Annotated in this window: 18 protein-coding genes; 2 read left to right on the top strand and 16 right to left on the bottom strand. The window is 43.6% G+C overall.

Features of this window, described 5'->3' with window-relative positions; all coding sequences use genetic code 11:
* Positions 1–129: 129 nt before the first annotated feature.
* From AC1DQW_RS15725 to AC1DQW_RS15685, 9 genes are all read right to left on the bottom strand, one after another.
* Positions 130–402: a hypothetical protein gene (locus AC1DQW_RS15725; RefSeq protein WP_477454961.1), complete on the bottom strand. Its 273-nt coding sequence runs from the start codon at positions 400–402 to the stop codon at positions 130–132.
* A 73-nt stretch (positions 403–475) separates the two neighbouring features.
* Entirely contained in the window at positions 476–634 is a 159-nt protein-coding gene (locus AC1DQW_RS15720) for a hypothetical protein (protein WP_477454960.1), read from the bottom strand.
* 31 nt (positions 635–665) lie between these two features.
* On the bottom strand, positions 666–1,085 hold the full coding sequence (locus AC1DQW_RS15715) for a hypothetical protein (RefSeq protein ID WP_477454959.1): 420 nt from the start codon (positions 1,083–1,085) through the stop codon (positions 666–668).
* Positions 1,086–1,428: 343 nt separating this feature from the next.
* Positions 1,429–2,166, bottom strand: coding sequence for a DUF3667 domain-containing protein (locus AC1DQW_RS15710; protein ID WP_477454958.1), 738 nt, complete (start codon positions 2,164–2,166; stop codon positions 1,429–1,431).
* 165 nt (positions 2,167–2,331) lie between these two features.
* Positions 2,332–3,138: an SDR family NAD(P)-dependent oxidoreductase gene (locus AC1DQW_RS15705; RefSeq protein WP_477454957.1), complete on the bottom strand. Its 807-nt coding sequence runs from the start codon at positions 3,136–3,138 to the stop codon at positions 2,332–2,334.
* A 5-nt stretch (positions 3,139–3,143) separates the two neighbouring features.
* Positions 3,144–5,522, bottom strand: a complete 2,379-nt coding sequence (locus AC1DQW_RS15700; RefSeq protein WP_477454956.1) for a glycoside hydrolase family 3 C-terminal domain-containing protein — start codon at positions 5,520–5,522, stop codon at positions 3,144–3,146.
* A 4-nt stretch (positions 5,523–5,526) separates the two neighbouring features.
* Positions 5,527–7,827 (bottom strand): beta-glucosidase, encoded by a 2,301-nt coding sequence (locus AC1DQW_RS15695; RefSeq protein WP_477454955.1) that lies wholly within the window; start codon positions 7,825–7,827, stop codon positions 5,527–5,529.
* A 35-nt stretch (positions 7,828–7,862) separates the two neighbouring features.
* On the bottom strand, positions 7,863–8,240 hold the full coding sequence (locus tag AC1DQW_RS15690; RefSeq protein WP_477454954.1) for a hypothetical protein: 378 nt from the start codon (positions 8,238–8,240) through the stop codon (positions 7,863–7,865).
* 12 nt (positions 8,241–8,252) lie between these two features.
* Positions 8,253–10,757, bottom strand: coding sequence for a glycoside hydrolase family 2 TIM barrel-domain containing protein (locus tag AC1DQW_RS15685; protein WP_477454953.1), 2,505 nt, complete (start codon positions 10,755–10,757; stop codon positions 8,253–8,255).
* A gap of 120 nt (positions 10,758–10,877) precedes the next feature.
* On the opposite strand from AC1DQW_RS15685, the gene AC1DQW_RS15680 reads away from it, so the two are divergent.
* On the top strand, positions 10,878–11,654 hold the full coding sequence (locus AC1DQW_RS15680) for an NUDIX hydrolase (RefSeq protein WP_477454952.1): 777 nt from the start codon (positions 10,878–10,880) through the stop codon (positions 11,652–11,654).
* An 8-nt stretch (positions 11,655–11,662) separates the two neighbouring features.
* On the opposite strand, the gene AC1DQW_RS15675 is transcribed toward AC1DQW_RS15680, so the two are convergent.
* Genes AC1DQW_RS15675 through AC1DQW_RS15655 form a run of 5 tightly spaced genes read right to left on the bottom strand, consistent with a single transcriptional unit; the run spans position 11,663 to position 17,108 of the window.
* Positions 11,663–11,986, bottom strand: a complete 324-nt coding sequence (locus tag AC1DQW_RS15675) for an AtuA-related protein (RefSeq protein ID WP_090473028.1) — start codon at positions 11,984–11,986, stop codon at positions 11,663–11,665.
* The gene (locus AC1DQW_RS15670; RefSeq protein WP_477454951.1) at positions 11,976–13,310 is read right to left on the bottom strand and encodes an acyclic terpene utilization AtuA family protein; all 1,335 of its coding nucleotides are present in this window, start codon (positions 13,308–13,310) and stop codon (positions 11,976–11,978) included. The genes AC1DQW_RS15675 and AC1DQW_RS15670 overlap by 11 nt, the downstream gene beginning before the upstream one ends.
* Positions 13,311–14,606, bottom strand: coding sequence for a CitMHS family transporter (locus AC1DQW_RS15665; RefSeq protein ID WP_477454950.1), 1,296 nt, complete (start codon positions 14,604–14,606; stop codon positions 13,311–13,313).
* Between the two features lie 3 nt (positions 14,607–14,609).
* The gene (locus AC1DQW_RS15660; protein WP_477454949.1) at positions 14,610–15,473 is read right to left on the bottom strand and encodes an alpha/beta hydrolase; all 864 of its coding nucleotides are present in this window, start codon (positions 15,471–15,473) and stop codon (positions 14,610–14,612) included.
* 12 nt (positions 15,474–15,485) lie between these two features.
* Positions 15,486–17,108: a carboxylesterase/lipase family protein gene (locus AC1DQW_RS15655; RefSeq protein ID WP_477454948.1), complete on the bottom strand. Its 1,623-nt coding sequence runs from the start codon at positions 17,106–17,108 to the stop codon at positions 15,486–15,488.
* A 143-nt stretch (positions 17,109–17,251) separates the two neighbouring features.
* Here AC1DQW_RS15655 and AC1DQW_RS15650 point away from each other — a divergent pair, with 143 nt between their 5' ends.
* Positions 17,252–18,460, top strand: coding sequence for a hypothetical protein (locus AC1DQW_RS15650; RefSeq protein ID WP_477454947.1), 1,209 nt, complete (start codon positions 17,252–17,254; stop codon positions 18,458–18,460).
* Between the two features lie 503 nt (positions 18,461–18,963).
* Here the strand turns inward: AC1DQW_RS15650 and AC1DQW_RS15645 are convergent.
* Both AC1DQW_RS15645 and AC1DQW_RS15640 read right to left on the bottom strand, forming a co-directional pair.
* A complete protein-coding gene (locus tag AC1DQW_RS15645; RefSeq protein WP_477454946.1) occupies positions 18,964–19,203 on the bottom strand; it encodes a hypothetical protein in 240 nt (79 codons plus the stop codon).
* Between the two features lie 635 nt (positions 19,204–19,838).
* On the bottom strand, positions 19,839–21,209 hold the full coding sequence (locus AC1DQW_RS15640; RefSeq protein ID WP_477454945.1) for a glycoside hydrolase family 27 protein: 1,371 nt from the start codon (positions 21,207–21,209) through the stop codon (positions 19,839–19,841).
* Positions 21,210–21,508: the final 299 nt, after the last annotated feature.

Raw genomic sequence — 21,508 nt, 5'->3', positions numbered from 1 at the left:
TTTAGAAATCAGATTCAGAAAGCCCCAAAAGCAATAAAAAAACGTCCCAACGAACGTTTGACGAAAGCCAGTAGGGGGCTATCAACTAAAATCGGCTTGCAGGACAACCATATATAAGCTAATACGCTTTCAAATTTTTCCGGCCTCCAGGTTTTCTTTGCAGATACTGATCGCTTGTTCAAGAATACCCTGAAAGTCCGGCAAAAGGTGCTCCTGAATAATTTTTGCAGCTTCACCATTCTTCGGAGTGATGATATATTTCCAGTCGATGAGGACTTTATTTTCCTCAAGACCAATAAATACCCAGGCTCCGTCAATGCTTTCGACCAGGCTGCTCAGCCCTCCAGCGGTGAAGTTCTCAATTTTATAAGAGAAATAGTTCGGCGCGTCTACATACAACATATTTTCGGTCGCTGTGTTGCCGTCAGCAAAAGTTACCGTGCGGGATAAACCCGCCCTGGCCCATTTTTCTGTTTCATTTGTTTTTTCGATCGCCGGTATATTTATTGTATCCCCGAAAGATGTTTTGTAAAGGAACCGGCTGGCTGTAATTGAATGCAGTTTCGATAGGAACGTTTATGGTTTCCAGCACCCTCGCAACCGGCTTTAGAATTTCACTTTTGTTTGCTTCCATGATTTTGTGAGTTGTTATTGACAAATAAGGTTTAAGCGTGCAGATACGCGGCTTTGAACTCTTCAGCAAACTGTCCCAGCTTGATCTGACCAGTTACCTTTGCACCGCTGGCAAAAAAGTCCCTGGTAATAATGCCTGCCCTTACGCCTTGTCCCATTTCAACGATCAGGCCGACTAATTCCGGCGGCAATCCTCCGGCAAACATACCTTGTTTTAATTGTTCATCAGGGATTGGTGTCCAAACCAGTTCCGGTTTACCAATAGTCTGACCGAATAACCCGGCTATCTCTTCTCCTGTCGAAACATCACTTACAACGTACTTCACTTCAAAGCCGTTTCCTTCAGCTTGCAATTCCTCTGCAAGCGCTGTCGAAAGATCTTCCGGGTGTGTAAGAGTCAACGGGGCATTACCGTTATAATTATTAGCTGGGCAGATTTCGAACCAGTTCATCGAACAAATGCGCGTTTTGAGCGAATTGAACACTTTGATGATCCCCAGATTGGACATAATTCGAACAACTTAGTTAGAGCAATTAAGGATTTTAAGCGAAATTAAAAGTTGCTTAATGACGGTTCGAATCCCATAGGGCTCTCCTATCTACCTTAAGTCCCAGCGGGACTAAACTCGAACCATTTAATTACTAGTTTGCAGATTTGGCACGAGTCTCAAATGAAATTCCGAGGACCAATCCCCTTGAGGATCCACTTTGCCACAAAATAAAATGAACAATTGAAGCCATTTTTATAAATCTTCAATCGTCGGTTTTGTAATACTTCATTTTTTATTTCTGTCCCTAAGATTGCGATACTATCCAACCGGCAAAATATCCAATAGCCAAGTTTAGAACTGAAATGACCAAAAAGGCGCCTAAAGTGAGGCCGATTATCTTAGCTTTCGAAGTATTGTTGAAGAACTGGGAATAACACCAGCACATTAAAACGAGTAGAAAACCCTGTTGAACTATGCCATATTGAAGAGTTAATGCGTTACCGAAAATATAAACAATGGGAAAAACGAGTAGGCTAACGATTAAAAACAATCCCATTAAGTATGTATTCAAAACGAGGTGTTCTGCAAGATTATATTTCCGTTTTTTAAAAATGACAAAGGAAACCAAGGTGCTGGTTATGATCAAGATTAGACAGTCAAAAGCAAAATGCTCAGTTATCCAGGTAATGATTTTCCCGGAAGCCCTGGTTATGTCGTTTCTGGGCTCAATTAGACTCGCGTGAAGGCGGTCGAAAATTAAGTAATGATAGAGTAATCCATAAAAAGTGGCAAGCACAATAACAAAGGATAGCGGCTGAAAATGCCTGACTCTTTTTCCTTCCAAAAACTCGCGGATAGTGTGACCAGGTCTTGTCAGAAGCTGTTTAGTAGTGTACAAAATCCCTTTATCAAAATGAAACAGTCCATGTTGCAGATCATGCAAAATAAAATGCATATTCAGTTTGTGGGTGTCTGCCCGTTGTCCACAACTACTACAAAAATTGCCCGATACCTGGCTACCGCAATTTTTGCAAATGATCATAGTATTTATTTTATGAGTAGTTTTTTTCAACGTTTTTCCCATTTGATTTCTTTGTTCAGCTTTGAGCTAACAATGCTTAAACTTACGATTTTGTATTGATTTAATTAATGGTCACATCCGGTAAGCAGGGGTTCTTTGTATCCAATGATCGAATATGAATTATCCTTATTTCCAGGAAAGTAATGCACCCATTTTCTTTGCGATCAGTCCTGCCGCATACGCAGGGTTCAAGCGATAAAGGATGTCCAACATTTTAGCATCCTTGCCCACTAACACCCGGTAACGGTTCTGCTCCATCCCCGCGATAATCATTGCTGCGGCCTTATCGGCAGAAAGAACCTTCTGCGCCCCTTCTGCGGAAGAGGGTAGTCGGTCGGCAAGGCCCGAATTGGACATGATATTGGTGCTAACACCGCCTGGAAATACTACAGTCACTCTTACATTCGTGCCCGACAATTCGGAATGCAGCCCTTCTGTCAGCAATTTTACCGCTGCCTTCGATGCGCCGTAAATAGTTTGACCCGGCACAGGTAAAAACCCGCCCATGCTGGATATGTCTACAATGTGCGCTTCAGGCCTGGTAAGCAGGTGTGGAAGAAAAGTCTTAATCAAATAAAGGGTGCCGTAGAAGTTAATATTCATTACCCGTTCTATCATCTCATAGCTCAAGTCATTTACTCTTATAAATGGTTGAATAATACCGGCGTTGTTGATAATGCCATCTACTGCGCCAAACTTGTTGACCACTTTCTCTAATAAGCCTTCCACCCCCGCTCTATCGGTAATATCGGTCACAAACAGGCTTAAATTTACATTCCTGTCACCTGCCAATGCAGCAGTTTCCTGCAAAGCCTTTTCGTTGATGTCTATCGCAGCTACTTTTGCGCCTTTTGCCAGCAGGTTCAGTACGAGTTCGCGGCCCATACCGCTGCCGCCTCCGGTAACTATTATCGTTTTGTTCTCAACTTTCATTTTCTTTATTTCTGATTTTTGCTTTTAAGTTCAGCAACGGCCATTGGAGGCATCAGCACCCTGTTAACTTTTTCAACGATAGTTCTTCTATTCAATGTAAACGATGTAGTTTGTTTAATACCCTCGCTGGAAGCGCCGATCTTTACTTCATATCGTCCAGGATCCGCGACCCAGGCTGATTGGTCTGTGTTGAACGAAGCAAGGTCTTTAGCATTGATAGTAAAAGTGAGTGTCTGCGATTCGCCTGGTTTTAATAATCCGGTTTTAGCAAACCCCTTCAATTCTTCCGCAGGTTTATCCAAATCTCCTTTGGGTGCTTTCAGGTAAACCTGTACAACTTCTTTTCCGGCAACTTTTCCTGTATTTTTCACATTAACACTTATCGTGATCTTGCCGATGAATGAAGTTGAACTCAATTTGAGGTTGCTATAGGTAAAATTGGTATAAGATAAACCATAGCCAAATTCATAGGCAGGTTTCACCTTAAAGGTGTTATAATAGCGATAACCTACATAAATACCTTCTTCATAAACCACTTTTCTTTTTATGGTCGAATCATCTTTAACTTCAATACCGGGAAAGTTCTTCACCGATGGAACATCGGCATAAGATATAGGGAACGTTTGCGCCAGTTTACCGGAAGGATTTACTTTGCCACTGAGTAAATCTGTTATAGCGTTTCCCGCTTCAAGACCTGGCTGCCAGGCGAGCAATATGGCATCAGGGTTGCTTTTCCAACTTGCTGTTTCGATAACCCCGCCGATATTAAGTACTACAACAACCTTTTTACCTTTGGCATGAAATGCCTTGCAAATAGTGTTTATTGAAGCTGTTTCCGCATTCGAAAGATTAAAATCGTTATCCAATTTTCTGTCTTCACCCTCTCCCGAGTTGCGCCCAACTGTAAAAATCGCTATATCGTATTTCCCAGCCATTTCTTCAGCCAGCGAGTCTGTTACAGGCATTTCAGACGCACGTTTTTTGCCACCCATTATGTTCGCGATCATATCGCCACCTTTGGGAGCATTTTCCGTCATATAGGTCTTGTATTTTTCTTTCAGGGATTCGTCGGTTATATAACCAGCGTTCTTCAAACCGTCTATTAGGTTTACGGAATAAGCTACGGCAACATAGCCGCTTCCTGAACCGCCTAAATAAGCCTGATAGGAGGTATTGCCAAACAGTGCAACACTTTTTGTTTTTTCGGTAAACGGAAGCGCGCTATCGGTGTTTTTCAATAAGATCATTCCCTCGGTAGCTGCCTTTCGCGACATTGCAGCATTTGCTACTGTATTAGGCTTATTTGAATACTTGTAATTTTTGAAACGGGGAGTTTTGACAATAAGGTTAAGGATATCTTCAACATTTCTGTCTAATACTTTTTCATCCAATTTGCCATCTTTAACAGCTTGTATTATGGTGCTAACCTGGTTAGGGCCGGGCATTAGCAGATCGTTGCCTGCTTTCACCTGTGCAACCGCATCTTTTCCGGCACCCCAATCGCTCATCACAAGCCCGTTGTAGCCCCACTCTTTTCTTAATACTGTAGTTAGCAGATCGTAGTTTTCGGATGTGTATCTCCCGTTTAGTAAATTGTAGGAGGACATGACGGTCCAGGGGTGTGATTCCCTGGATGCGACCCTGAAACCTTCGAGATATATCTCGCGAAGTGCCCGTTGGCTTACAATCGTATTTACGGTTTGACGGTCTGTCTCCTGATTGTTCGCAGCAAAATGTTTTATGGATACGCCTACACCCTGCGACTGAATACCGTTTACCATAGCGGCAGCAATCGAGCCCGATAACAATGGGTCTTCGGAATAATACTCAAAATTTCTGCCGCATAAAGGGTTTCGCTGTATGTTCATACCAGGAGCGAGCAATATATCGACCCCATATTCCAATACATCATTGCCAAATGCCTGCCCGGTTTTAAAGATCAGGTCTTTATCCCAGCTTGATGCTAACAACGTACCTACCGGGAACGCCGTGCATTCATACTTCTGCCCCCCAAAGCCCCCTATCATGCGTAAACCTGCTGGGCCATCGTTTACCACGATACAGGGTATTCCCAGCCTTGGTATCGCAATCGTGTTTCCGGCAGTACCTGGTACGGGATTAACCGTATTTGCTGCTAAAGTACCCGGCTGTGCAACCATGCCAGCAAACATTTTATTCTTCCTCATCGCAGGAGGGATATTGAGTCCTCCGCCCACAACCAACGAAGCTTTTTCCTCAAGCGTCATAGCGGCAATCACTTCCTTTACAGAAGACTTTCCCAACTGTGGCAACTCTGTCGATTGCTGTCCCCGAACTGATAACGAAAATCCGCAGACGCATAAAAGCAAGAGGATATTGGGTGATAATTTTTTTGATGGTGTCATTTTTTTAATTTTTTAATTCATTGATGGTGACCTGTGGAACAATTGCTTTATGATCCTTTTCAACGATCAACATTTTAGCTAATGCAAATGACTTAGTCATTCTGATATCCTCGCTCGAAGCCCCGATCTTTACGGTATACTTTCCGGCATCAGCTATCCAGCTTGACTTTTCAGTATTAAAAGAAGCAAGATTTTTAGGATCAATTGTAAAAGTGAGTGTTTGTGATGCACCAGGCTGAAGTAACCTTGTTTTGCCAAATCCCTTCAATTCCTCTGACGGTTTGTCAAGCGTTTTATTCGGGGCGCTTAAATAAAGTTGCACAACCTCTTTACCTGCAACTTTTCCGGAATTGGTGACAGTAACTGTAGCAGTTAGTTTTTTGCTGAAGGTAGCCGCACTCAATTTTAGATTACTGTAGGCAAATCTGGTATAGCTTAGGCCATAGCCAAACGGATACGAGGTCTTTAAACTGAACGTATTAAAATACCGGTAGCCCACATATATTCCTTCGTCGTATATACTTTCAACCGGGCGGTTAGCGGGTGTACCCGGAAAACTTTTTGCAGATGGCTCATCTTCATATTTAACCGGGAAAGTTGTTGCCAGCTTGCCTGATGGATCAACCCCTCCGCTCAAAACATCGGCAATAGCGTTTCCTGCTTCCAGTCCGGGTTGCCAGGCTAATAAAATGGCATCAACATTTTTGCTCCAACTTTTCATTTCTATGGCACCACCAATATTCAATACAACTATCAGCTTTTTCCCTTTGGCGTGGAAAGCATCACCCACAGCTTTTAGTTGTGTTTTCTCGGCTTCTGAAAGATAAAAATCTTCCACTTTTCGGTCAGCGCCTTCACCGGCGTTCCGCCTGATGGTAAAAATACCGATATCATCCTGGTCTGCTGCCGAGCTGATATCTGTCGCTCTTAATTCAGGCTCCGGCACCAAATGCGGGCTGCCCAATACCATATTTTTTTCGGGGTGTGTTTTCAGGTCAGCTTTGATCTGGGCAACGTAAATCGTTTTCAAAGCCGTATCGGGCACATAGCCGATTTGGGAAAGGCCTTTTTCAAGCGCAACAATGTAAGCTACCACAACGGCTCCGCTTCCTGTTCCACCAATCACCGGTTTGTAAGATCCGATGCCAAACAATGCTACTTTCTGGCTTTTATTTAGCGGAAGAGCGGAATTGTCATTTTTTAATAGCACCATGCCGTCTGCTGCCGCATTCCTGGATAAGGTTGCGTGTGACTTAAGATCGGGCGTGTTAGAATATTGATATTTTTTGAACGAAAGAGTTTTAAGGATGTACAATAATACCCGCTCCACATTTTGATCGAGCACTTTGACCTCTAACGTTCCATTTTTTACGGCGTCAATAATAGCTTGTTGCTGCCCGGGTGTACCTGGCTCAAGCAGGTCATTTCCGGCTTTCATTTGAGCAACAGGATCTTTACCGCCGAACCAGTCCGTCATTACCATGCCTTTAAATCCCCATTCTTCACGTAGTATCTTGGTCAGTAAGTCATTGCTTTCAGACGTATATGTTCCATTGATTTTATTATAGGAACTCATCACCGTCATAGGCTGCGACCGCTTAACAGCGATCTCAAAACTGCGCAAGTATAATTCCCTAAGCGCCCGCTCACTGATGATTGCATTTACCGCATTACGGTTGCTCTCCTGGTTGTTGGCTGCGAAATGCTTTATAGAGGTTCCTACCCCGTTTGATTGGATGCCATTTACCATAGCCGCAGCCATATATCCGGAAACATAGGGGTCCTCCGAAAAATATTCGAAGTTGCGGCCATTCAATGGGTTGCGCTGAATGTTCATGCCTGGTGCCAGGATCACATCTACGCCGTACTCTTTAATTTCACTACCAAATCCTACGCCAACCTTTTTAATCAAAGCCGTGTCCCATGAAGAAGCCAGCAAGGTGCCAACCGGCCAGGCCGTCGCATAATAGGATTTCGTACTATCGCCTTTGCGAAAAGGATCGATACGTACTCCGGCGGGCCCGTCAGAAAGAACCGTACCCGGAATGCCGAAACGATTAATGTTCATGGTATTTCCGGCAGCGCCCGGTACACGTCCGTCTGCTTCTCCAATGACAGCGCCGTGGCCCTGGAAGCGCATGCCGGTTCCGGCAACTACAGACGCTTTTTCTTCAAGTGTCATTAACTTAACGATCTCGCTAACCGGGGCATGCCCCAGTTGGGGTAACTTTTCCTGTGAAAATGCGGCATGGCCAACCAATAAAAAGGCAACGGCAATAACTTGACGAAACTGTACAGTCTTCATGGTAACTACTTAGGAATATGGTTAAATTATTCAGGTTATTTATTTTCCTTTACACGTACTCCTTTAGCGTCAAACATCCCCATCAGGCTGCCTTTAACATGATCGTCATCTACCGGGTCAAGCGAAAGTGTAACATCATAGCTCTGGATGGTGAACGCCGCCGTGATGGTTTTATCTTTCTCTTCTATAGAAGTAATTTTAGTTATTTCCTTACCTGTTGAATCCTGTACAGCGCCGGTTAACTTGCCATCCTTCCTTTCGAGAATGAAAGTCATTTTAGAATCGCCGTTAGGGGTGCCCATCACAAGGACATTCCACTTGCCTGGATAGTAATCCGGTTGGGTTTGAGCATTAACATTTACGGAGATAAATAGTCCGATGATTACTGTAAAAATGAAGCTTAACTTTTTCATGATTTTTTTTGTTTAATTGATTTGTATTTGAATAGTATTTTCTTTTAATCCGGGAGCCGAGGCTGTTAAAGTCGCAAGGCCTCGTTTCGATAATGACTTAAGGATCACCTGTGCTCTGCCCTGGTAAGCCTTTTTATGCGGCTGCTGAAAACTGGACATATCCGATGGGTTACCGTTCCCAACAGCAGCAATCGTCGCATTGTCCGAAAGTTTAAAATTGATTTCTGTGTCATCAACTGAAGGAACAACATTGCCTTTGTTGTCAACAATCTGGACACTTATAAATGAAAGGTCGTTCTGATTTGACTTTATTATTTTACGATCAGCAATAAGCCGGATTGCAGTTGGTTTCCCAGTGGTCGATAATACGCTTGAACCGGTTTCCTTTCCATTGTCATAACTTTTAGCTACCAATTTTCCCGGCTGGTACTGGATCTCAAATGTCGCTGTAATCGATCCTTCAGGAACAGCCTGCCCGGCGATCACTTTCCCGTTTAGTTCAAGTTTTACGGTTTTGCTACGCGTATATACGTCAATCTGCATTTTCTTACCTTCCTGTCCGGGCCATGTCCACGATTTAATTTCGTCCGGCATGCCCCAGGTTGCCACCACTTCCTTCTGTCCCTCAGGGATCGGGCGATGTACAAGGAGTTCTACTGGGCTGTTTCTCCAAACTACATTCTTATAATATAAAGCCGCTTTCGGGTTACCGATCAGGTCGAGATCACCACAATAGGCATTAAATACCGGCCAGTTATTCCGGTAGAACAGCCCCATTCCCATCATCCCTTGCGGCACTTTCTGCGACTCTGGTACCAAAACTGATCTTCCAATTCCCGCCTCCCCAATATAATCCATCGCTGTCCAGGAAAAGCCGCCCAGGAACCAGGAGTATTTTTCCGTTTCGTCCCAGTTCTCCAAAGCACCATTTGGTAAATATTCTGTTGCCAAATACAGCTTTCCCGGGTGTTTGGCCCGCTCCGTTTCAAAACGATGAAGCGTCGCACTGTCGCGCTGAAAGTAGATAGATTTGTCAAGGAAATAATTGTAGCCATCGATATCAAGTTTCGCCACGTGGGGCTCGTAATCCTTCCACGGCTTTTTGGTATACGGTGGCAGGAAAACAATGGCATCTGTTACGGGTCGAGTTGGATCGAGTAACCTTACTTCATCCGATAGTCTTTTTGCAATCCGGTAACCCGATGTATCAGGGGCTTCGTAAATTTCATTACCTATGCTCCACATGATCACTGATGGGTGGTTCCTGTCCCGCAAAACCATTGAGGTTAAATCTCTTTGCCACCAATCTTTAAAATAGAGATGATAGTCCTGGGGGTTTTTAGGTAGTTCCCACATATCAAATGCCTCATCGAGAACCAGCATTCCCAGGCGATCACAAGCATTGAGCAAACCCGGCGAAGCGGGATTGTGGCTCATGCGCAATGCATTATAACCCGCCTTTTTGATCAGTTCCACTTTTCGTTCTTCAGCCCGGTCTATACTTGCGGCCCCTAATGGGCCGAGATCATGATGAATGCATCCGCCTTTCAATTTTACCACTTGTCCGTTAAGCAGGAGGCCCTTTTGCCCGTCAAATTGCAGGCTGCGAATACCGAAAGGCGTGATCGTTTGATCGATTGTTTTGTTGTCCGCGGTCAGCGTTACCCTGGCCTTATATAATAACGCATTATCCAATCCCCACAGTTTTGGATTGATAACGATCAACTTTTGAGTTAAGTCAGCGCTGCTATCAGCCGGAACAGTCAGAGGCATTTTTCGTGAAGCCACAACCTGGCCTGAAGGATTAAGCAGATCGAGTTTTACAATTACTGTCTTTTGCTTTAATGATTTGTTTTCTATCGAAGTTTGAACTTTTACTGTTGCCTTATCCTTTGAGACTTCGGGTGTCGTGATATAATTCCCCCAAAGTTTTGTATGGATTGGATTGACAGCCAACAACCAGACGTGACGATAAATACCCGAGCCTGAATACCAGCGGCTATTCTTACCTAAATTCTTAGCCCGTACGGCAATTACATTTGATTTGCCATTGGTTGTTAAATAATCAGTAAGGTCATAAGAAAATGACGTATAGCCGTAAGGATGATTGCCTAAATGGTGCCCGTTGATCCAGACGTCAGCATCCATGTAGACGCCGTCAAACAGGATGTATGTTTTTTTTCCTTTGTAATTATTGTTTAAAGTAAAAGTTTTACGATACCAGCCGATCCCACCTTCGGTAAATCCTGTCGCGGCTTTGCCCACAGATGTTTTGGTAAAAGGTCCCTGAACTTCACCTTCTTTTTGATTTGGCAGATCTTCAATGCTCCAGTCGTGCGGCAAGTTTAAAATACGCCAACCCGAATCATTCAAAGCCGGATCTTGTGCACCATTTAAGGTGTCTTTTCTGAAACGCCAATTGTTGTCAAATGATATCTCACCGCTGTCCTGAGCGCGGGTAATTCCAACTGACAAAAGCAAGGCAAGTAAGATAAAAAAGAATTGGATGCTTTTCATAATTTTTATTCCGTATTAAAAACGGAATAAAGGTATGGTAGCGCTTTCACATATCCAAATTAATTCCGTATTTTTAACGGAATTAATAATTTTTGTATCTTTGGAAAGCAAATTTGAATCATGATTATACCCCCAGACTTCGCCACTTTCTCCGAATATTCCGACCAATTTCTCAGGAACGTAGCTGTAGACAATGTAATTTTTGGATATCACGAAAAAGAATTGAAAGTATTGCTGCAACAACCTTACACCTTAAAGAAATGGACAGTGACGGGTGGATACATCAAAAAAACAGAGTCCATCGAAGATGCCGCCAGCAGAATTGCTTTTGACCGCACTGGTATCAAAGGTCTTTACCTGAAGCAATTCGGTTCATTCGGGAACCCTCAGCGTGTAATCGATAATGGCTTTACACCCCAACATATTAAGAAAATAACAGGTTTTGAGCTTCCGGCGGATTCATGGATCTTTGACTATTTTGTTTCCGTAGCGTTCTACACGCTTACCGAGTTTTCGAAAGTAGAATCCACGAAAGGCGAACTGGAGGCAGATTCCAGATGGTGGCCGGTTAATGAACTGCCGCCCATGATGTTTGATCACGGGCATATCATCAATGAAGCATTATGCGCTTTGCGGGTGCACATCGCCCACTTTCCAATCGGCTACGAGTTATTGCCGGAGAAATTCACCTTACCCGAGATCCACAGCCTTTATGAAACCATATTGGGTAAATCACTTGATGATCGTAACTTCACCAAAAAACTGTTGCTGACTAAAATCGTTACTAAATTAGACGAAACCCGCAAAATAGGAAAGCATCGGTCGCCCTTCCTTTACAAGTTTGATAAGGAACACTATCAGGAAGGTCTAAAAAGCGGGGTGGCGTTGGTGTTTTAAAGCTAATATCAGGCAGTTTCTGGCAATTCAAGATTCATCTCCAGCAGTGCATAACTTAAGGTTTTGCCGTGGGTATCCATCACTAAGGAGGTAGTAACCCCGCCTGCCAAAGCCTGCAGGCATACAAATTGCAGCGCACAAATATTAGGAAGCTCATACCGGACAATTTCGCCATGTATGACCTCTTTGAAATGTTCCTTCACTTTATCCGCAGTCACCAGATTACAGAGCAGCTCATAATCCTTTTCATTGTAGGGTATCAGTGATAAAATCAAGGTATTGCCTTTATCACCTGCTCGGCTGTGCGCTATCTCATAAAGTTTAATGCCCATAACTTTTCACTATTACCGATGGTTTTATTTTGTTCCTGTCGATCAGTACCGACACTATACCGATCACCTCATTTACGTATTTTCGCACCCCGCCACCACCCGCCGGCCCATTGGTATAAAGCGCTTCCACTTCTTCACCTATAATCGCAGCCTGATCAGCTGTGGCACCCTTTCCGGCTACGCGCAAACGTACTTCATAAGGCTGACAGTCATTTGCAAGCGAAGAAGGATGAACCGATGTATGGCCGATATAGTCGGTCCTTAAATCAGGAAATTGGCTTTTTAATCGTTGCTGAATAATTTCACCTGCTAAATGCGCCCTTTCCAATGCATTTGCACCAGCATAAGTAATTTCGCCTTCTCCTGTAAAACCTCCTTTATACCCAATACTAACCTTTAGTGTCGATGGTTTCTTGTTGCCATTGCCGCCAGTCACCTTGATACGATCTTTTCCATCCTGTTTCAAATAAACTGTGGTGAAATCTGCCGACACATCGGGTGTCATATATTGATGGGGATTTGTTACCTCGTACAATAGTTGTTCTTTAGCCGTTGCCAAAGTTATACTTCCTCCTGTTCCATGAACTTTACTGATGATCGCGCTGCCATCAGGGTGAACATCTGCAAAAGGATGCCCTAATGTGCTCATATTTTCTATTGGCTTTTTTACCGGATCGGCAAAATAGCCGCCGGTTATTTGTCCCGCGCACTCCATCAGGTGCCCAATTACAGTTCCTTTGGCAATGATATCCTCGTCATCCAAAGACCAGCCAAACTCATGTATCAGCGGAGCAACGAATAAAGATGGATCAGCAACACGGCCGGTTATGATAATATCGGCACCTGTTTCCAGGGCAGGCAAAATAGCATCTGCCCCTAAATAAGCATTGGCTGAAACGACCTGTCCAGACATGGAAATGGGGTTACCTGTTTCCATGGCAACCTCATCGCCGCTTATGTTCTCCAAAACATCGTCGCCGGTAACCGCGGCTACCTTGATGGAGATACCTTGTCTTTTTGCAATTTCAATAATTTTATCCGCTGCAGCGGCAGGGTTTGCTGCACCCATATTGGTAATGAGCCGAATTTTATGTTTTTTGAGCAATGGTAACAGTAATTCTATACGACGTTCCAATAGTGGGTCGTAACCTTGTGCAGGATCTGCTGCTTTTCGTTTTTGTGCCAGGGCAATAGTACGTTCGGCCAGGCATTCCAGCACCAGGTAATCCAAATCACCCTTTTCCGCTAAGATCCCGGCAGGTTCGAGCCTGTCTCCCGAAAAACCTGCGCCACAACCTATACGGACTTTATCTTTCTGCTTCATTTATATACTTATTGCTCCGGTCAGTATTGCTATAATAGTCATTATTATAGTTGTACCGAATGCCCATTTAAAAGTGAATTTTTGATGGTCTGCCAGTTCCACTTCCGATAATCCTACCAAAACAAAAGTTGAAGCTGTTAGTGGACTTAGCGGAAAACCTGTTGTCATTTGCCCTAAAATAGCTGCTCGCCCTATTTCTATGGAATTTATTCCATAATGTGTCGCGGCAGTTTTTAAAACGGGGATCACACCAAAGTAATAGGCATCAGGTGTAAAAACCAAACTCAATGGCATACTGGTAACGCCGACTAATGCCGGCAGATAACCCGCATGCTCTTTGGGAATAATGGAAACCATAGACAATGCCATGGCGTCGATCATTTTAGTTCCGGTAAGGATACCGGAAAATACCCCCGCTGCAAAAACTATGATGGAAACCGAAAACACATTGGCGGCATGTGCCTGTATCCTTTTTCTTTGTTCGGCTTGGGATGGGTAATTGACCAGTATAGCTACCGCAAAACCTATGATGAATAATGCTGATGGCGGAGCCAATGACAAAATAAGCGCCGCGATCAAAACAATGGTTAAAACAGCATTGAACCAGAATAGTGCCGGCCTGCGGCTTTCTTTTTGCTGATTAGAAAGCTCCTGGCGATGATCATAATCCAGGTGGACGACGCCTAACCGCTTACGCTCTTTTTTGCCAAGCCAGAATGCCACGAATAGCACCCAAAGTATTCCACCGATCATAGATGGCAAGATGGGGATGATCAAATGCGCAGGGTCAGTTTTCATCACATTTAAAGCCCTGGCTACAGTGCCCGACCAGGGCACCAAATGCATAACGCCCACGCTGAGCGCGACGATGCAGGGGAGTATCAGCTTCTTCATGCCCAACTTTTTGTAAATAGGGAATAAAGCAGTGATGGTGATCATAAAAGTGGCGGTGCCATCTCCGTCCAGATGGACAAGCATGGCCAAAATGGCGGTACCCAGAGTGATTTTGAGCGGATCGCCTTTAGCAATGCGAATGACGCCGCTTATGACAGGGTCGAAAAGCCCGGTATCTATCATCAGGCTAAAATATAGTACCGCGAAGATAAGCAGGATGCCGGTGGGTGCCACTTGTTTGATCCCGCTCAGTACCATGTCGCCTATCTCCTTCGCTCCAAACCCACCGATCAATGCAAATAAAACCGGTACCAGGATTAAAGAAAGCAATACCGACAGGCGCCTGGTCAGGATCAACCCTAAAAAGACACAGATGGTTAAAAAGCCGAGGATGGATAGCATGGATTAAAGTATTACGCCATTGGCTTTTAAACGTTTACTAAAATACAAAACCTGGTAAGGCAAGGTATCCTGCCAGAATTCCCAGGTATGACCGCCCGGCCGTTCTGTATAATCATGCAGGGTATGGTTATATACCAGGCGCCGGTGCAATTCGCGGTTGGGTTCAAGCAGAAAATCTTCTACCCCGATATCCATTACGATGGGCAATCTGTTTTTTCTGATTTGATCCGCCATATTTACCACAGAATAGGGCAGGTAACTATCCGGCGTCATCGGCCCCATTATTTTATCCAGAAACTTAGTAAGACCGTTAAACCGCTCCGGGGTCAGGTTCCAGGTAGTCATGTTCGGGTCGAGTGCGCCGCTCATGCTCCCGGCCGCCGCAAATAATTCGGGATGGCGGGTAGAAAGGTAAAGCGAGCCATAACCCCCCATCGACAAGCCCGTGATCACCCGGCCTTTTTTATCTTTCACAGTGTGATACTTGTTATCGATAAACGGGATGACCTCTTTGATAATATAGGTTTCAAATTTGCTGTTTGGATCAACCTGGCTATCAATATAATAGCTGAATATTTCCCCTTCCGGCATCACAATAATCATATTGTATTGGTCAGCCAGGTTGCGCACCAGCATCTTATCGGGTGTTTTGAGCAGCCAGTCATTGAAATGCCCAAAGCCGCCGTGCAACAAGTAAAGTACCGGGAAATCCTTTTTTGTTTTGTAATAACTATCCGGGAACGCGATAGCAGCCTTGTAGGTTTTATTCATGGCCGCGCTCGGTATCTCAACGGTATCCACCTTTGAAGCATAGCATAAGGGGCTGCAAAGCATGGCGAGCGCAAAAACATAGCAGAGTCTTCTCATCGTTGATAATTTTTATTGTTTTTTTGGAGCGTTGACTATTTTAAGCAATTCGGCATCCGGGTGATCACGCATTTCACATTTGTTATCCAGGATCATCGTCGCGCCATTTGCAGACGTATAGGCGGGCCATTTTGGCAAACCTGGCGTATTGGGATTACCGCTGCGGGCAAAACTGATCCAGGCACTGCTTATTTTCGAGGCAAGTGCATAGGCATTCTTACCGCCGCCGGTCATTTCCTCGCAGCGGCGTATATTATCAAACTGAAAAGCGATATCCATACAATGCATAGCTTTGTACCTGCCATCGTTAACCGGAGACTGCCAGGTAAACAGGTACATGTAAACCGGTGCCGCACCGCTTAACCCGGATTTTTGATCAGCTTGTTTGATGGCTAATGAGCGAAAACCGAATTCGATATCATTGTATTCAAACGGCTTGCTGGTATTTGGGTAAGCTTGTTTCACCGCTGCCATATAAGCGTCGGTCTGGTCGCCATATTTTTTCTGTAAAATAACTTTCAGATCTTCTATGGTCTGGCCCTTCGGGGTCGGCGCGAAAGCTGCAAACTCATTTTTAGTGGTACCCACCAGTAGTGGTATATTTTTTGAAAGGTCCATGGCGGCTTGATCGGTCGGCCGATTAGGGAACATATCGTCATCCAATACCGCGTTCCAGCCCACGTTTGCCGGTTTTCCTTCTTTTCTCAACGCTGTTCCTACTTTTCTTAGCGCCCTGTTACCGGCGACATTCAATTGATCATAGGGTATTTTTTGCAGAGAGTCGACCTGGGAAGCCTGCAAATGTAATTCATCCAGCAAAGCTGCCGCAACGCGCTGTGAAATGGATTTTTCAGTAAAAGAAGTGATATAACTGCCGCTTTCTACGATCGCTTTGTGAAATAGGCCTTTCGCCTTGGCTGTATTCATCATACAGGTTACCTTTCCGCCGCCGCCGGACTGCCCGAATATTGTGACGTTATCCGGATCGCCGCCAAATTGCGCGATGTTGTCTTTTACCCATTGCAAGGCCGCAACGATATCAGCCAGACCTGCATTTCCAGAGTTTTTATATTTATCTCCATAAGCAGAAAGGTCCAGGAAACCCAGGACATTCAACCGGTGATTTATCGAAACAAGTACAACGTCCCCTTTCTTAGCCAGATTCTCCCCGTCATAGGATGGCAGTTCAATAGACGAGCCGGCCGTAAAGCCGCCGCCATGCAGCCACACCATCACCGGGCGTTTTTTACCATCGTTTAATTTTTGTGTCCATACATTCAATGTCTGACAATGCTCATTGGCATATCCCAGATCATGGTTAAAAGCAAATTCAAATGTATCGTTTACTGTCGTAGTCGGATCGGTCGGGCAAACCGGACCGTAGGTCATTGAGCTTCGCTCGTCATTCCAGGCTTTGGGTTTGCGTGGTGCCGTAAACCGGTCAGCTACCGCATAGGGGATTCCTTTAAAGGTAAAAATTCCGTTATGAATATAGCCCCTGACTTTTCCGTTATCAGTAGCGGTGACAGCAATGCCTTCACCGCTTTTTATTGGATCTTCTGTTTGGCAAAATGCATACATGTTATAAAAGCAAATTGCCAACATAAGCAGTAATGTTGTTTTTCTTTTCATCATAATTGGTTTTATCAGGCATGACAAATCTATATTTACATCTTCAATTCCATCTTTTTTTATATTGCTGAATTGTATATAAATTTATCGCTTGATTTCCGAAACGTTTCCGAAACCGGGAGCAAACCTGAAATGCTAAAAATCATATGAAGCTCAAAACGGGAAAGGACGAAATTGTATACCTGCTGACAAAGGTAGTGCTGAAATACGAGGCAGCAACCGGCCAGGGTATTAAACGAAATACGAACAGAAAGAATTATGAAGACCTGGCGCGTATGTTAAGCGAGATCAGTAACAGCCTTCCCAATACCAGTGAAACGCTTTTCCATAATTATTACCCGCCGGGTGAAAACAATGCGTCTGCCATTTACCCATTCCGCAAATATGACATAACCGGCGGTCAGCTAAAAGATGCTATTAATGGGATCGTGTCGAACCCGCGCCCATTTTTGGTTGATGCCTGTTACATTTATTTATATGGACAGGGTAGAAAGGGTTTTGCGCAAAAACCAGTTGATGCAGGGCTAGTGGATGAGCCGGCAGCTGTTGAAGTCCCAATCGTTGACGTGCTTCCTATAAAGAGCAGTATATTATTGCTGTCCAAAAAGATCAAAACATATCGGGCAATTGTAATCCTGCTTTGTTGTATTTTATTAGTTGGAGGGATTCTTTGGGCTGAAGAAAATTCAAAGGAAAAAAAGCTCTTCCGTGATTTAAGCATTTTGCCCTACCGGCCCTCAAGCGCCGAGATCGACAGCCTGGAGGGAATCTGGCTGTGCTATACCGGATCGCCGCAGGCCCGGACGTATGATGCTGGGCGATTCCATAAAATTGTTTCTAATATCATGGATGTGAAATACCAGGATGGTTACTTCAAATTCATTCGTTACGGGTCCAATTTCGAACATGCGGGCTATATGCAGTTTGAGGCAGCCTGGCTGGTTTCTATTCACTCGCATGTCGTTAACGCCCGGGATAGCATCGAGTCGCCTAAACTATCATTGATGCGTTTGGATGAAGGCAGGCCTTATGTGGACGTCATCTCCGCTTCCTGGAACTTTGACCAGGGAAAAAAAAACAGGATCATCGGCATACGGGAGCTTTTCATCAAACAAGGCAAAAGGGGACGGATAGAGGAGATTATAAATACGCCGCAAAACGCAGCTTGTAGTTGTAAAATAATTAAATGGCAATCACCCGGCAATGCAATTCGCTTTTTTTATTTGAAAAATGAACTGTTGGATACGATTGGCGACAAAAGATTGAAACAAACACTCGATGAGAAAAGTATTTTACTTTCTCAGCCAGGTGATACATCCTTATTGCTGCCCAAACATTTTACAAATACGCATTGAGGTATTATTCGAATTATAAATGTCTTGGATGCCGATCTGTAATAAAGAGGCAATCTCGAGTCAGTTAATTTTTTCTTACCGCTAGGTTGAAAAGCTTCCCCACAATGGGTTTAATTCTAATAAATTCATTGATAGTTTAAGAGGAATTGCAGAATTGGGAGACCCAATTTTATAAATTGATAACATTCTGCTCGAAATACTGTAAATGGCATTCGAAGAGTAAAACTAATTGGAAGGTATCCAGGCAAAGCCACGCCAGTTTTCATCAATTGGCCTGACCTAACGGGAAAAAATGTATAGCTCATAGACTTTGCAAATCAGGACTGTAAGACATACTTAGTTAAGGTGGAATATAGTTTTAATTTCATTATTAAATAATAAAGACTGGACGATCTCATTTGAAATGCAGAAAGGGAGTTCATGGTTGAATGCCCTTTCTGCGTTAACTTTAGTGAACATAGTCGAAATTCTAAATCTAATATGAAGCGCAGCCTGGCTGATAGTCAAATACTAACTGAAATCAAATCATCCATTGTAATTACAGCTTTTGTACTTAATTTACCAAGCGTTGCAACAATCAAAGAACCCGGAGTTGCGTTACCCCAAACAGGAATATTTATGCCTCGTTGCAAAACCATATTATCGCCAAACACTTTTGGCAAAGTTACCTGGGCATAACCGGATGTTTGGAAAAAATGGAATAGTGTAAAAAACACTAATAATATCCGTTTGTTTATTTTCATTGTTTTATTCGAATAGCGTGAACTCTGATATTGTTGACTTTTAAACTTTTACAATAGTTTTTTTAATGCTATGCAGCAGGGTTGTGGTTAATTTGCAATCCCATCTACTTCGGCATACCCGATATAATACGCCATGCCTGAACTTACAGTAAAATATAGGCTGTTACAGGCTGTCGCTTAGGAGACTATCCATTTTGGGCGAATTTCGCACCAGGTTAGGGTTGCGTTAAAATCTAATGCCGTTTTTTGATAGCTTACGCCCCGGAAATAACCGGGGCTGTAAGCATAATAACATTAAGATATATTTTTCATTTTTTGTGTTCGTTAATTCCTAAGGCTTTATTTTTCCGGGGAAATGGAATATGTTATATAAAAAAAGTCAAAGTCAGCCGCTCCTCCTATATTTTTTGTAGCATAATTAAACAAAGCAAAACGATAGCCCATTGCGCTCATACAACCCTATATCATAATGCCAGCACCCAATGCAGGAACATGTTTGCCATGGATAACTTTATGTAGCATCCGGTAAGCCACATATCCTTCCCGAACTGATAAAAGTGTAAACAAAAACAGACCAAACTTAAAACCCTCATTTATAGTTTTTTATTTGAGCGTGTATTACCGCTAAGATAACTTTAATTAACCATCGATAGTTTTAACAAAGCGGCCCCGTGTGTATTGATTGTTTTTTTATATCCTTTTTTAAAGGTACCTACATTTTCTTTTTCCCAAAGGTCCCGAACGGCTACCCTTCCGTTCAGCCCAAGCTGGACAAAGTTTACATCAACATCCTGCGGTTGTGTCGCCAGGTTGAATAAAGCGACATAAATATCCTTGCTATTGGGCACGTGCGAATACCAAACCAATGCATCATTAGTTTTGTATAACTGGCGCGGTTCGGTCCCATGTTGGTTAACGGCTATCACCTCATCATTTGTAAACAGTTTCAATTCCTGTTCCCTGTTTTCGGGCAGGTTGCCGCCCAAAATTAACGGGGAGCGGAAGATGGTCCAAAATGTCATATGCGAATACTCCTCGTCTTTTGTAAAACGGCTATAACGTTCGTCACCAACAGGGCCCCGTTTTGACAACTTGCCTATCTGTATCATATCACAATCAGGCCAATGGCCGGGCCCGCCAACGCCTTCCCATTGTTTGCCATAATTAAACATTTGCAATACTGCATTCCACTCGTCCCAAAAGTCATCGGCCACCCGCCACATGTTAGCATTTTGTTTTACGTTATCAGCTTTATCAACAGGCGTAGCCCCCGGTGATGTACTGAACACGATGGCCCTGCCGCAATTGTCAATTGCCTTGCGGTAGCCTTCAACCTCCGCAGTGCTATAAGGCCTTGATAAGTCATCGACCTTAATAAAATCAACGCCCCAACCAGCATATAAGTTCAATATTGAATTCAGGTATGCCTGCGCACCGGGTTTAGCCATATCCAGGCCATACATGTGGTTCATCCAGGGGCATTTTGAATTAGTATCGGCTATCATATCAGCAGTTATGCCATTAGTGCCCATTACAGGTGATTTTGCCCATACTGCCTGGCGTGGGATGCCACGCATTACATGAATACCAAATTTCAACCCCTGCGAATGGACATAGTCAGCCAATGGCTTAAATCCCTTACCTCCAAATGCCGACGGAAACTTTTTTATATTAGGTGTTAGACGCCCCCATTGGTCCATAGCCAGCCGGGGGCTATATGAGCCATCTTCAAGTCTTTTTTGAAACACTTCAAAAATATTACCAGGTTGGTTATCAAAATCCCATAAAAAATCCACCACTATATATTGCCAGCCATGCGCCTTCAGGTTTTGCGCAACGTAATCAGCATTTGCTTTCACCTCATCCTCATGAACCGCCGAACCGTAACAATTATAACTGTTCCATCCCATGGGGGGGGTTAGCGCAACACTCGTGTTTTGCGCCTTTACAGATGTACAAAAACTAAATACTATTAAAAAAGTTAAAATTTTCCAAGTTGTGGTCATCGATCGGAGATTTATATTGTAAATAATAYGTAACTGGTTGCGTCRAACGACTTATTAGTGTTTGTAATAACTGGTTTTACGCTTAAATCAGCAATTTCTTGCTTACTGCATCTTGTTAATGTCAGGATGCCTAATAAATAATTTAGAGTTTTTTCATGAAAGGTGGTTAAGTGTTAATTTAATGCGCTTTATTTTTCCGATGAAATGGAACCTGTTATATGAAAAAAGTCAAAGTCGGCCGCTCCCCCTATATTTTTTGTAGCATAATTAAACAAAGCAAAACGATAGCCCATGAAATG

The organism is Mucilaginibacter sp. P5_A4, from assembly GCF_056400605.1.
Note: the sequence above shows the minus strand (reverse complement) of the source record. Positions and strands in the feature narration are given on the sequence as shown.